Origin of the sequence: Marinobacter sp. UBA2498, from assembly GCF_002341575.1 — a bacterium.
In the GTDB taxonomy this organism is placed as follows: domain Bacteria; phylum Pseudomonadota; class Gammaproteobacteria; order Pseudomonadales; family Oleiphilaceae; genus Marinobacter; species Marinobacter manganoxydans.
The window spans coordinates 1-11,753 of sequence record NZ_DDOI01000080.1 but is presented as its reverse complement, the minus strand read 5'-3'; the positions used below and the strand labels follow the sequence as shown (position 1 = coordinate 11,753).

At 58.2% G+C, this 11,753-nt stretch carries 13 protein-coding genes; 2 read left to right on the top strand and 11 right to left on the bottom strand.

The annotated features are described in order from the left end of the window. The 4 genes from B2W52_RS10835 to traF all read right to left on the bottom strand — a co-directional run. The coding region (locus tag B2W52_RS10835) for a thiolase family protein (RefSeq protein WP_286802992.1) at positions 1-445 on the bottom strand (445 nt) is incomplete at its 3' end. A gap of 125 nt (positions 446-570) precedes the next feature. Beyond that, the gene (locus tag B2W52_RS10830; protein ID WP_008169327.1) at positions 571-1,317 is read right to left on the bottom strand and encodes a pteridine reductase; all 747 of its coding nucleotides are present in this window, start codon (positions 1,315-1,317) and stop codon (positions 571-573) included. A gap of 9 nt (positions 1,318-1,326) precedes the next feature. Continuing rightward, positions 1,327-2,448: a tRNA nucleotidyltransferase/poly(A) polymerase-related protein gene (locus tag B2W52_RS10825; RefSeq protein ID WP_092032103.1), complete on the bottom strand. Its 1,122-nt coding sequence runs from the start codon at positions 2,446-2,448 to the stop codon at positions 1,327-1,329. A gap of 175 nt (positions 2,449-2,623) precedes the next feature. Continuing rightward, positions 2,624-3,925 (bottom strand): conjugal transfer protein TraF, encoded by a 1,302-nt coding sequence (gene traF, locus B2W52_RS10820; protein WP_008169329.1) that lies wholly within the window; start codon positions 3,923-3,925, stop codon positions 2,624-2,626. A 248-nt stretch (positions 3,926-4,173) separates the two neighbouring features. Here traF and B2W52_RS10815 point away from each other — a divergent pair, with 248 nt between their 5' ends. Both B2W52_RS10815 and B2W52_RS10810 read left to right on the top strand, forming a co-directional pair. Next, positions 4,174-4,722 (top strand): LPP20 family lipoprotein, encoded by a 549-nt coding sequence (locus B2W52_RS10815; protein WP_092032100.1) that lies wholly within the window; start codon positions 4,174-4,176, stop codon positions 4,720-4,722. Between the two features lie 37 nt (positions 4,723-4,759). Beyond that, positions 4,760-5,965, top strand: coding sequence for a flagellar assembly protein T N-terminal domain-containing protein (locus B2W52_RS10810; RefSeq protein WP_273070678.1), 1,206 nt, complete (start codon positions 4,760-4,762; stop codon positions 5,963-5,965). A 12-nt stretch (positions 5,966-5,977) separates the two neighbouring features. Here B2W52_RS10810 and B2W52_RS10805 read toward each other — a convergent pair whose 3' ends face one another. The 7 genes from B2W52_RS10805 to sufB form a co-directional block, all read right to left on the bottom strand. Beyond that, complete coding sequence (locus B2W52_RS10805; RefSeq protein WP_008169334.1) at positions 5,978-6,448, bottom strand: SufE family protein; 471 nt, start codon at positions 6,446-6,448, stop codon at positions 5,978-5,980. Continuing rightward, positions 6,449-6,991: a putative Fe-S cluster assembly protein SufT gene (sufT, locus tag B2W52_RS10800; RefSeq protein ID WP_008169336.1), complete on the bottom strand. Its 543-nt coding sequence runs from the start codon at positions 6,989-6,991 to the stop codon at positions 6,449-6,451. A gap of 39 nt (positions 6,992-7,030) precedes the next feature. Beyond that, positions 7,031-7,384, bottom strand: a complete 354-nt coding sequence (locus tag B2W52_RS10795) for a HesB/IscA family protein (protein WP_008169339.1) — start codon at positions 7,382-7,384, stop codon at positions 7,031-7,033. Positions 7,385-7,397: 13 nt separating this feature from the next. Next, positions 7,398-8,651 (bottom strand): aminotransferase class V-fold PLP-dependent enzyme, encoded by a 1,254-nt coding sequence (locus B2W52_RS10790; protein WP_008169340.1) that lies wholly within the window; start codon positions 8,649-8,651, stop codon positions 7,398-7,400. A gap of 6 nt (positions 8,652-8,657) precedes the next feature. Further along, on the bottom strand, positions 8,658-9,944 hold the full coding sequence (sufD, locus tag B2W52_RS10785) for a Fe-S cluster assembly protein SufD (RefSeq protein WP_008169342.1): 1,287 nt from the start codon (positions 9,942-9,944) through the stop codon (positions 8,658-8,660). Between the two features lie 12 nt (positions 9,945-9,956). After that, a complete protein-coding gene (gene sufC / locus B2W52_RS10780) occupies positions 9,957-10,730 on the bottom strand; it encodes a Fe-S cluster assembly ATPase SufC (protein ID WP_008169344.1) in 774 nt (257 codons plus the stop codon). Between the two features lie 195 nt (positions 10,731-10,925). Beyond that, positions 10,926-11,753: Fe-S cluster assembly protein SufB (gene sufB / locus B2W52_RS10775; RefSeq protein WP_286802980.1), on the bottom strand; the 828-nt coding region annotated here is incomplete at its 5' end.

Below are 11,753 nucleotides of genomic sequence, written 5' to 3'. Positions count from 1 at the left end.
ACAGGCCGTCCTTGATCATGGTATCCACCATGGACCAGTTGCCCATCCGCTGGCCATTCCGGCTGTTGGGCAGCACATGGGGCGCCTGGCTCATGCTCTCCTGGCCACCGGCGATCATCATCTCGGCGTCGCCACAGCGGATGGCCTGTACCGCCATGTGAACCGCTTTCAGCCCTGAGCCGCAGACCTTGTTGATGGTCATGGCGGGCACCGACGCTGGAATGCCGGCGTTAATGGCAGACTGGCGAGCCGGGTTCTGGCCAACACCGGCGGTAAGAACCTGACCCAGTACCACCTCGTTGATCTGGTCACCGGCAACGCCGGTTTCTTCCATTAGTGCCTTGATGACGGCGGTTCCCAGCTGGTCTGCGCTCAGGCTGGAAAGACCTCCGCCAAAGGTTCCGATAGCAGTACGGCGGGCGGCAACAATAACGACATCACGCATGGGAATTCTCCGGATCAGTGGCGCGCGCGGGATTGGGGCCGGCGCGAACAGGATTGAAAACTGCTGGCATTGTATCCGGAAAGCGGTCACCGGCCAAAGATCAGGTCCGTCATGCGCGGGTTGTACTACATGTTCAGGCTTCGGCCGCCATCAACAGAGACGATTTGCCCGGTGATAAAGGGCGCATCGCAGATCAGGAACGCAATGGTTTCGGAAATATCGTCAGGGTTGCCGGTGCGGGCCAGTGGCGTCTTCTGAAGGATTGCCTGTTGGGCGGATTGATCCATCTCGGCTTCGCCCTCTGGCCAGAGGATTGCGCCTGGCGATACGCCGTTCACGCGCACGTCCGGCGCCAGGTCTTTTGCCCAGGAGCGCGTCAGGGCAGCCAGGCCGGCCTTGGTGGCGCAGTACAGCGGGTGATCATCGATAGGCCTTTCACTGTAAATATCGATCAGATTTACGACGCTGCCGCGGTTTCGCCGAAGTTCGGCCAGGCATCCCTGAAGCAGGAAAAATGGGGCCCGTAGGTTGGTGTTCAGGATTGTGTTCCAGTCGTCTTCGGTGGCGTCTGCGGTCGGGGTGGGGTAGAAGACCGATGCATTGTTCACCAGTGCGTCCAGTCGGCCCCACTGTGCGATGGCGTCACTGGCCAGCCGGTCCACTCCAGTTAACTGGCTCAAATCCGCCTGCAGGGCGCAGGCGGAGTCGGGCCGTTGGCGGTTCATCTGCGCAATCAGTGAGTTCGCCTGCTCTTCCCGGGTCCGGTAGTGAATCACCAGGTTCCACCCTCTTTCGTGAAGTGTCCGGGCAGTCTGTGCGCCAAGACGGTGGGCTGCGCCGGTGATCAGGGCAACAGGCGTTGTGGACGGCATGGTGCCTCCTCAGTGGTTGGTCGGGGCGACGGCGTCGCCGATGCGTTTCAGGCGTTCAGTCCGGATTGCGCTGCCCAGTTCCTTGCCTTTATACCCTTGCGCCAGGAGGGTTCTCGGCTCAACGCCGGTCGCCGCTTCCGAGGCGGTTCGCAGCAGGTCCAGTGTGAGGGAATCGCCCGGCAAGGCGCACTCGAGCACCTTCGTGAGTTGCGAAAAACGTTCCGGGCGGCGCCAGACGTCCGCCTGGTCGAGCAGGTCCAGAAGCGTTTCGGCTTCCGGGCTTTGCGCATCAATGTCCCGGATCTGGGGTGTGAAGGCAGTAACCAGTCGCGCCAGATTCTGACAGTCATTGGGTGCCTTCAGGGCTTTGCCCCTGTCCTTTGCAACAGGGGCATCCAGGGGGGAGAGCAGGGCCGCAAAACGCTCCTCCGTCTCGGCGTGCAAGCGGCGGTGGACGCAGCCAAGTGCCGCCATCGCGAGTTGAAAGACTTTTTCCGAAGCTAATTCCGGAACAAGAACCTCAAGGGCGCCGCAGTCACGAAGAACTTCGAAAAAGGCCTCGGGCGCCTGTTCATGCAGCGCCCGCTGGAATTCTTGCCAGACCCGTTCGGGCACCAGGTGGTCTACTTCTCCGCTATCCACCATGCGCTTCATCAGGGCCATGGTCTGGTCGCACACGGAAAATCCCAGCGGGTGAAAGCGGGCTGCGAACCGGGCTGTGCGAAGAATTCTCAGGGGGTCCTCGGCGAAGGCCTCCGAGACATGCCGAAGCTTGCGATCTTCAATATCTCTGCGGCCTTCAAAGGGGTCGACCAGATCGCCGTTTTCAGCTTTTGCCATCGCATTGATGGTCAGGTCCCGGCGCTTCAAATCCTGCTCAAGGGTGACGTCGGGCGCGCTGTAAACAGTGAAGCCGTGGTAGCCGCGCCCCTGTTTCCGCTCGGTGCGAGCCAGGGCATATTCTTCCCGGGTTCGGGGATGCAGAAATACCGGGAAGTCCGCGCCCACCTGCTTGAAGCCGTTGGCTAGCATTTCCTTTGGAGTTGCGCCGACCACCACCCAATCCCGGTCCTTGACCTCAAGGCCGAGTAATTCGTCACGAACGGCACCGCCAACCAGATAGGCCTGCATGAAATCGCTGATTCCTTTCGGGAGTGTGTCGGTGGATTATCCGGTTCCCGGGCAGGGCAGGCAAACCTGTGACGCATGAGGGCCATAAAAAAGCCCGCCCGGATTGCCCGGGCGGGCTTTGATTGGAGCTTGGGGTCAGATGAAATCTTCATCTGACCCCACTTTCAGCTTTCCATCAGAACGCGGTGCCAAGCTCCAGGGCGGCACCGGCATCTGCATCGCTGTACAGGGCGCCGATATCGAGGCGGACGCCGACAATGTTCAGTCCGAGACCTGCCGTGAACTGGGTTTTCTCTTCAATGCCGTCGTTGTCATCGTTGCTGGCCAGGTTGTGGCGAACACCCACCCGCAACTGGGCGTAACGGAAGGCGTCGAATTCGGCGCCAAGGGCTGCCCACTGGGTGTCGTCCTCAAAGCCAAAGGCTTCCTTTTTGGTCAGGTCCACTTCCGCGGTGATAACGTGGTATTCGCTCTTGTGCGCGATGCCCGCTGTAACCATCGGGTCCAGCTTTAATGTGCGAACTTCCTCTCCGAGCAAAGGCCGGCTCGCAGCGGAGTCGAGCTCCATGGGGATCAGGTTTTTAACGACAATTCCGGTGTTCCACTGGTTGGAATCACCAAAGCTGTAGGCTGCGCCCACGTCGAGGTTGAAGCCGCTCTTTTCAGTCTGATACTGGTCATCGTCGAATTCGTCATCTTCGAAACCGGAAACCGCTTCCGTGTACTGGAAGGTGCGCAGCTCCACGTATTTCGGCGACAGGCCAAGCTGGAAGCTGTTGCCATCCTGTAGCTCAAAAGCCCGTGCGAAGCTGATGCCCACTTCCCCGACGGCGGATGCCAGTATTTTTCCTTGTGATGTCAGGTTCAGGGTGCCATTCGTACTGATCTGGTCGACGGCATTCTGAACGTCCTGGGCCGTTGCTGCAGTGGCAATCGCATTCAGTGCGGTAATATCCTGATCGGACACGTCACCACGAACGGTTGCTGTCAGGTTTGCATTGGTAAACACGCCGACAGCCAGAGATTGTCCCGGCACAGCCAGGCCCAGCCCTAGACCGGCGTTCACTCGCATGGTGTCCCTGTCGAATTCGGTCAAACGGTCGCTGAGATCGGCGGCGCCGTCCTGAATACTTTGTGGGTCGTCGGTATTGGGATCAAAACCGGAAACCAGCGATTCAAGATCAGTGATTACATCCTGGATATCATCCACCTGGTCAACTGTTTCTTCCTCATCCGCTGCGCGAGCATTCACCGAGGGCAGCATCAACCCAAAATCATCGTTCCAGCTGTGGTGATCGGAGGCCATCATCGCTGGGTTATCCATCGGCGCTGATGATGGTGTTGCTACAGCGACGCCAGTGCCACCCATGGCAAAAGAGCGGGCAGACATAAACGACTGCGGGCTGGCCAGTGCAGAACTGGTGGCAATGGAAAGACCAATAGCCAGAGAAAGTTTGGTCAGGCGATATCCGGTCATGAAGAATCCTGTCAGGTAAAAAGGCAAAATAGATGTTACGTACCTGAAAGGGTAAGGCAGAACCTTATCCAGCTCATGACGCATGGGGTAACGGTTTGTTTTTGATGTGTAAACAGAGGCAGTTTTTTGCCGCATAGGGATTGCAAAACAATACGGTTGGGAGTTGTTGATCGGAATATCAGGCAGTTAGAAAAACTGGCGTAGTTTTTTCATGGGAAACCGGAAATGACGTTTTCTGGAGACACGCAATGAACCTTCGCTGGATACTTATGCCTCTGCTGGCAACAACGGTGGCTGCTTGTGCGCCGGTTGGCAGTTATCAGGGGGATAACGGCAACCAGTCCCGCCAGGATACGATGCTGGAGCCAATTACTGTGCGGGTGAGCGGTCTGGGGACCTATGAGGATGTTGCGGCCGACCGTTCAAATATCCGCAAACGTCTGATGGCCCGGCGGGCCTCCCAGCTGGACGCCTACCGGAATCTCGTTGAACGGGTCTACGGTACTGTCGTGTACGGCAGTTCCACCGTTAATGATTTTGTGCTGCGCAACGACACCTTCAGAACCTATGTGGACAGCTACATTCGCGGCGCGAAGTTGGTCGCGGTCAACGAGCACAGCGACGGTGTCTTCGAAACGGTGATGGAACTGAAGCTCGAGCCACGTTTCCGGGCCTGTGTGGCCAAGGTTGCTGATGATCAGGTGCAGGATCTCTGCCCGATTCCCATGCCGCAGGAAAATGACAGCGTGGGCGATGTGCAGAGCAAAGGCGTGGATTCCCTGTATTACCTTGATTGATCGAGAGTATAGAGAGTGTTAGGGAGTATCGAGAATTATGAAACGCTTGCTGTCACTGGCTGTGCTCGGAGCTCTGGCGCTCTTCGTGGTTTCTGCCGCCCATGCGGTGGTTCTGGAAGGCGTGGGCCATGCCAATATCCACAATGGCAACCTGGAAGCCGCCCGGGCTGAGGCCCGCAAGGCCGCAATCCGGGACCTTTCCCTGCAGTATGAAGCCAGGGTTAGCACGCACGACACCATGAAAAACGGCGTGATCACTGAGTCACGGATGGATCTGGCGTCAAGCGCCAGAGCCCGGAATGTGCGGGTAATTGATGAGTACCAGAGTGGCAATCTGTTGCGGGTGATTGTCCGGGGCGATATCAGCGAGAGTCGCAGCCAGTGTGGATCTGGAGATTCCGGACGCCTGAAAAAGCGCGTCGCAGTGACCGGGTTTCCTGTCCTGTATCCGGACCAGGCCAGAGTCGGGCGGATTGATGACGCCGGCGAAATCTTGCCGCAACAACTCCAGCAGCGTTTGGTGGCTCAGGGCGGATTGCAGGTCTTTGGTGCGACAACCTCACGGATGTTCACGGATCTGCTGAACGCGCCTACGGTACAACAGGGCGACAATCGATTGACCAATGTACTGGAACTGGCCCGTGAAATGGGCGTTCAGTTCGTAGTGACAGGCGTTATCCGGGATCTTGGCGTTGCGGATCCGTCAGCGTGGGGCACCTCCGTGCTGGATAAAATGCAGCGGGGCATCGGGGCGGTAGATCAACGGCGCCGATTTGCGGCTGATCTCGTTATCTTCGACGGCTTCAGTGGCGCGCCGGTCTATCGTCAGAGATTTGAAGCCGCGGCCGATTGGGATGCCGGGCCTGGCAGTTCAGCAGGGTTCGGCTCTGCCGGCTTCCAGAAAACCGCCTACGGTCAGGCTGTCGAGAATGTTATCGCAGACATGGCGATGGCAGTAACGGATGCATTGGCGTGTCAGCCCTTCATGACCAGAATTGCGCGGGTAGACGACTTTTCTGTAACGCTGGAATCCGGGGCTACAGCAGGCCTCAGGCCGGGTGATGAGTTGAAGATCTATCGCAGCAAGCGCTACCTGGAATCACCAGATGACTCACCAGAATTGCAGGACAGCGACTTGTCAGTGACGCTCGAAAAAGTTCAGCCGCATTTTAGCCGGGGTACCATGCCGCAACTGGGCGGCATCGTGAATATCCAGAGAGATGATATAGCGATTATCTGGTAGGGCTGACGGGCATCAATTGCTGGCGTTGGCCACCTCGGCGGCCGCAATGTCGCGGATCTTGCCAACCATCGCCCTGAGCCCGTTGCCGCGGGTCGGGGAAATGTGCCGGAACAGGTCCAGCTGCTCGAATAACTCATCAATGTCCGTGGCCAGCAGGTCCCTCGGGGTTTTGCCGTTAAGGGCGACCAGGATGATGGCAGCCAGTCCACGAACAATCATGGCGTCGGAGTCAATCAACAGGTACAGCCGGCCACTGTCTTCATCGTAATGATGAATCAGCCAGACCTGGCTCTGGCAGCCATGAACATAGTTTTCTTCAACCCGGGATTCCTCGGGAAACGCAGGAAGCTGCTTGCCCAGATCAATGATAAAAGCGTAGCGCTCTTCCCAGTCGTCCAGCAGCTCGAAGCCATCGAGAACGTCATCCAGGGTGGTGTCTTTACCCAAGGGGTTGTTCAGAAAGTCCTGTTCACTGGCAGTCATTTACAGCATTCCCAGTTCGAGTTTGGCTTCGTCGGTGAGCATTTCGTTGCTCCAGGGCGGATCGAAGGTCAGTTCAACGGTCACCTTGTCCACATTGGGCACATGCTCGAGCTTGGTTTTCACATCTTCGGTTATCACCGGGCCCATGCCGCAGCCGGCGGCAGTCAGCGTCATCAGCACGTACACATGGTTGCCGTCTTCGGTGCCATTTTCAATCCTGCACTCGTAAATCAGGCCCAGATCCACTACGTTCACCGGAATTTCCGGATCGTAGCAGTTCTGCATGGCTTCCCAGACCTGGTTTTCGTTGACGGTGCCGTCTTCCGGGGTTTCAAAGCTGCTTTCCAGGGGTTTCTTGCCGAGCGCGTCGGCATTGTGGCCTTCAATCCGGGCAAGGTTACCGTTAACAGCGACCGTAAAGGTGCCACCCAGCGACTGCGTGATGGTCACAAAGGTGTCCGACGGAATCATGATTTCGGTTCCGGAAGGAACAAGGCGGGCTTCCACCTCGCGTTTGGTCAGGACCACTTCCCGTTCTTGCATGCCTGTTCGGGCCTCGCTCTTTTCAATCTTTATATCGGATTACGCGACGGTAAAACTCTCGCCGCAACCGCACTCTGCGGTGGCGTTCGGATTGCGGAACTGGAACATGGAGTTCACGCCCTCCGTCACAAAATCGATCTCGATGCCGTTCACCAGCGGCAGATGCTCTTCTTTCACGAAAACATCGACGCCATCAATGTGAAACACCTTGTCGTCGGCGGCGGTGTCTTCCACCCATTGGGTTTCGTATTTGAAGCCGGAGCAGCCACTTTTCTTGATGGCCAGCCGAATGCCCTTGGCGTCCGGCTTTTTCTCCAGCTGTTTGCGCACGTGCTTGACCGCGCTGGGCGTCATGGTGACGGCGACGGTCGGGGTGAAGACTTCGGCTGTCATAATTCCACCTCCATCAGGCAAACAGACGCTGGACTTTCTGCAGGGCGGTAAACAATGTATCCACCTCGTCCAGAGTGTTGTAGAACGCGAATGAAGCCCTGGCTGTACCGGGAACTCCATAGAAATCCATCAGCGGCATGGCGCAATGGTGACCCGTGCGGATTGCGATTCCCTGCTGATCCAGCAGCGTGCCTATATCACTGGGGTGCAGGCCGGCAATTTTAAAGGATATAACCGGCACTTTGTTTTTTGCCGTACCGATAATCTCCATGCCGGGTACGGTTTCCACCAGCTGGTTGGCCCGCTCAAGGAGGCCGGTCTCGGCCGCTTCCATGGCGGAACGATCCAGGCCGTTCAGGTAGTCGATGGCGGCTCCCAGTCCGACTGCCTCGGCAATGGCCGGGGTGCCTGCCTCGAATTTGTAGGGCAGGGTATTCCAGGTGGTCCGTTCAAAGGACACTCGTTCGATCATCTCGCCGCCGCCCTGGTAGGGAGGCATTTCCTCCAGCAACTGGGCCTTACCGTAAAGCACGCCAATACCAGTGGGGCCAAACAGCTTGTGCGATGAGAACACGTAAAAGTCGCAGCCCAGCGCCTGAACGTCCGGCTGGTAATGAGGTACCGCCTGGGCCCCGTCCACCAGGGTGATGATGCCGTGGGCCTTGGCCTGTTCAATCAGGGCCGCCACCGGGTTCACCGTGCCAAGCACGTTGGAAACGTGGGTGATTGCCAGCACCCGGGTCTTCTCATTGAGCAGGCTGGTGAAGGACTCGAGGTCCAGCTCGCCTTCCGGTGTCACCTGAACAGGCACCACTTTCGCACCCGTGCGCTCGGCAATCATCTGCCAGGGCACGATGTTGGCGTGGTGTTCCATGTGGCTCACCAGGATCTCGTCACCAGCCTTCAGGCGCGGGGCGAGCCCATTGGCAACTAGGTTGATGGCCTCGGTCGTGCCGCGGGTCCAGATAATTTCCCGGGTGCTTTCGGCGTTCAGGAAGTTTCGAACCGTCTCGCGGGCACCCTCGAAGGCGGAGGTCGCACGGTCTCCCAGCGTATGGGCGCCCCGATGGACGTTGGAGTGCATCTCACGGTAATACCGATCCATGGCATCCAGCACAGCCTCCGGCTTCTGGGCCGACGCACCGTTGTCCAGATACACCAGGGGCTTTCCGTTTACCTGCTGGGACAGGATCGGGAAATCCCGGCGAATCGCGTCCACGTCGAAGGTGGTGCGCTTGGCGGTGCTTGCCACGGACAGATCGGTCATAACCGGTTACGCCTCCTGAAATGTCTGTTCGAAGAAGTGGTTCAGACGGCCCTGGACCGTCTCCCGCACTGCTTCAACCGGAATCTGCTCGACCAGCTCGTTGATAAAGGCCATGGTGAGCAGAACGTTCGCCTGACGCCGGCCGATACCCCGTGAAACCAGGTAAAACAGCGAGATTTCGTCAAGCTGGCCGATGGTCGCGCCATGGGCACATTTCACGTCATCGGCATAGATTTCCAGTTCCGGCTTGGTGTCAATCTCTGCCCCGTTGGACAGCAGCAGGTTCTTGTTGTTCATATCCGCATTGGACTTCTGGGCGTCCTGATGGATATGAATCCGGCCATTGAACACGGCGTGGGACTGGTCCGCTGCGATATTCCGATAGGTTTCTTCGCTGTTGCAGTGGGCAGCCACGTGCTCGATGGTGGTGTGGTTGTCGTAGTGCTGTTTGCCCTGGGTAACAACTACCCCGTTGAGCTTGCACTCAGCGCCTTCACCTTCAAGCCGAACCTGCAGATCGTGCCGGCGCAGGGGGCCACCAAACCCAACGGTATGGCTTTCAAACCGCGAGCTGCGCTGTTGCAGGACGCCGGTGGAGCCAATGTGCTGGACGTTCTCGCCTTCCATGTTCAGGCGAATGCTGGTGATGTTGGCGCCGTCGGCCACATTGAATTCAGTGACGGTATTGACCATGACCTGGGCCGAGCCGCTGGAGATGTACTCCTCCACCAGCGTAATCTGGCTATGACGGCCGGCATCCACGAAAATGCGCGGGAAAGCCGAACCGCTGGCCTCGGCCGTTACCTCGTGAACAATGAACAGCGGCTGGTCGAGCACTGCGTCCGGCTTCAGGCGAATCAGCAGGCCGTCTTCAAAACGGGCTGAATTCAGCCGGGCCATCTGAACCGCCTTGTTGTCCAGGGTGCTGTCCAGGCGATCCGCCAGATCGCTGGCTTCCTCATCGCTCAGATCGCCGAAGCTCTTGATGCTGATGCCGTCCAGATCCGGATATTCGCAGGCCTCTGGCATCATTACACCGTTAAGGAACGCAACCTTGTAGCCGGGCACTGCCAGGCCGCTGCCGGTCTTGCCATCCGCCGGCAGGGAGATGGCCATGTCGTCGGTCAGCTTCAGGTACTTGCTGGAGTATTTCCAGTTTTCGGTTTTCCGGGTCGGCAAGGGCATGTCGACCAGAGCGGTTCCACGCTGCTTGCGCAGGGCGAGCAGGGGCTCCGGCAGGGACTGCCCGGCCGGGTGCAGGAACGCGGTGGAAAGAGTGGGTGCTGGTTTCATTCCGCGACCTCCTTAGTTGGCTGAACTGTCGGCAGTTTCTTCATCCTTGATGCCCAGCCAGCCGTAGCCGCGTTCTTCCAGCTCCAGCGCCAGCTCGCGGCCACCGGATTTGATGATCTTGCCGCCCGCCAGAACGTGCACGTAGTCCGGCACAATGTGGTTCAGCAGACGCTGGTAGTGGGTCACCATCAGGATGGCGCGGTCTTCCGCGCGCAGAGCATTCACGCCGTCAGAAACAACCTTCAGGGCGTCGATATCGAGCCCGGAGTCGGTCTCGTCGAGAATTGCCAGCTTCGGCTGCAGCAGCAGGGCCTGCATGATCTCATTACGCTTCTTCTCACCACCGGAGAAGCCTTCGTTGACGCCCCGCTTCAGGAACGCCGGATCCAGATCCACCTGCTTGGAAATTTCTTTGGCGAGCTTCATGAACTCCGCCGCGTTCATCTCGTCTTGGCCCTTGTGCTGGCGCATGGCATTCACGGCGGTGCGCAGGAACTGCAGGTTGCTCACCCCGGGGATCTCCACCGGGTACTGGAACGCCAGGAAAATGCCTTCGCGGGCACGCTCTTCAGTTTCAAGTTCCAGCAGGTTGTCGCCGTTCAGGGTGATTTCACCCTCGGTAACTTCAAATGCTTCGTTGCCTGCCAGCACCTGCGACAGGGTGCTCTTACCAGAGCCGTTGGGGCCCATGATGGCGTGAACTTCCCCGGCCTTGATTTCCAGGTTGATGCCCTTGAGGATTTCTTTGCCCTCAACGGATGCGTGCAGGTTCTTGATGCTCAGCATTTGTAGCGTCTCTCTCATTTAACCGTCTGAATTCTGTTGCCTGCCCCTAACTGGGCGGAGTCAGCCATCGGGCAGGCCCTTCCGGGATACGCTGTAAATACATCCCTGTACGCTCGACGAAATCATCCCTGATTTCGACGATCCCGGAAGGGCCTGCCCGACGGCTTCTGCGATACTTTTGTGCTTGCCGTCCTGTTAACCAACGGACCCTTCGAGGCTAACTTCAAGTAGCTTGCCGGCCTCGACAGCGAACTCCATGGGCAGCTCTTTGAACACTTCCTTACAGAAGCCGTTCACGATCATGGAGACCGCCTGTTCCGGGTCGATACCGCGTTGGCGGCAAAGGAACATCTGCTCGTCGCTGACCTTCGAGGTGGTTGCCTCGTGCTCTACGATGGCCGACTTGTTCTTGCTTTCAATGTAAGGGAACGTGTGGGCGCCGCAGCGGTCGCCGATCAGGAGCGAATCGCACTGGGTAAAGTTACGTGCACCTTCCGCCCCGGGGCCGAATTTCACCAGGCCGCGGTAAGCGTTGGAGCTCTTGCCGGCGGAAATACCCTTGGAGATGATTGTGCTGGAGGTGTTCTTGCCCAGGTGAATCATCTTGGTGCCGGTGTCGGCCTGCTGGTAGTTGTTGGTCAGTGCCACGGAATAGAACTCACCAACGCTGTTTTCGCCACGCAGGACACAGCTCGGATACTTCCAGGTGACCGCGGAGCCGGTTTCGACCTGGGTCCAGGAAATCTTGGAGTTCTTGCCGATGGCGGCGCCACGCTTGGTGACGAAGTTGAAGATGCCGCCTTTACCTTCTTCATCACCCGGGTACCAGTTCTGCACGGTGGAGTATTTGATCTGGGCGTCGTCCAGGGCCACCAGTTCAACAACCGCAGCGTGCAGCTGGTTCTCGTCCCGCATGGGCGCGGTGCAACCTTCAAGGTAACTCACGTAGCTGCTGTCTTCGGCAATAATGAGAGTACGCTCGAACTGTCCGGTGTTGGCTGCGTTGATGCGGAAATAGGTGGA

Bases quoted from the DNA above. Each gene is read 5' to 3' on its own strand.
- B2W52_RS10795 (WP_008169339.1), bottom strand. From the start codon at position 7,384: ATGACAGCCGAAGTCTTCACCCCGACCGTCGCCGTCACCATGACGCCC.
- B2W52_RS10805 (WP_008169334.1), bottom strand. From the start codon at position 6,448: ATGACTGCCAGTGAACAGGACTTTCTGAACAACCCCTTGGGTAAAGAC.
- B2W52_RS10810 (WP_273070678.1), top strand. From the start codon at position 4,760: ATGAAACGCTTGCTGTCACTGGCTGTGCTCGGAGCTCTGGCGCTCTTC.
- B2W52_RS10825 (WP_092032103.1), bottom strand. From the start codon at position 2,448: ATGCAGGCCTATCTGGTTGGCGGTGCCGTTCGTGACGAATTACTCGGC.
- B2W52_RS10830 (WP_008169327.1), bottom strand. From the start codon at position 1,317: ATGCCGTCCACAACGCCTGTTGCCCTGATCACCGGCGCAGCCCACCGT.
- sufD (WP_008169342.1), bottom strand. From the start codon at position 9,944: ATGAAACCAGCACCCACTCTTTCCACCGCGTTCCTGCACCCGGCCGGG.
- sufC (WP_008169344.1), bottom strand. From the start codon at position 10,730: ATGCTGAGCATCAAGAACCTGCACGCATCCGTTGAGGGCAAAGAAATC.
- traF (WP_008169329.1), bottom strand. From the start codon at position 3,925: ATGACCGGATATCGCCTGACCAAACTTTCTCTGGCTATTGGTCTTTCC.
- sufT (WP_008169336.1), bottom strand. From the start codon at position 6,991: ATGCAAGAACGGGAAGTGGTCCTGACCAAACGCGAGGTGGAAGCCCGC.
- B2W52_RS10790 (WP_008169340.1), bottom strand. From the start codon at position 8,651: ATGACCGATCTGTCCGTGGCAAGCACCGCCAAGCGCACCACCTTCGAC.
- B2W52_RS10815 (WP_092032100.1), top strand. From the start codon at position 4,174: ATGAACCTTCGCTGGATACTTATGCCTCTGCTGGCAACAACGGTGGCT.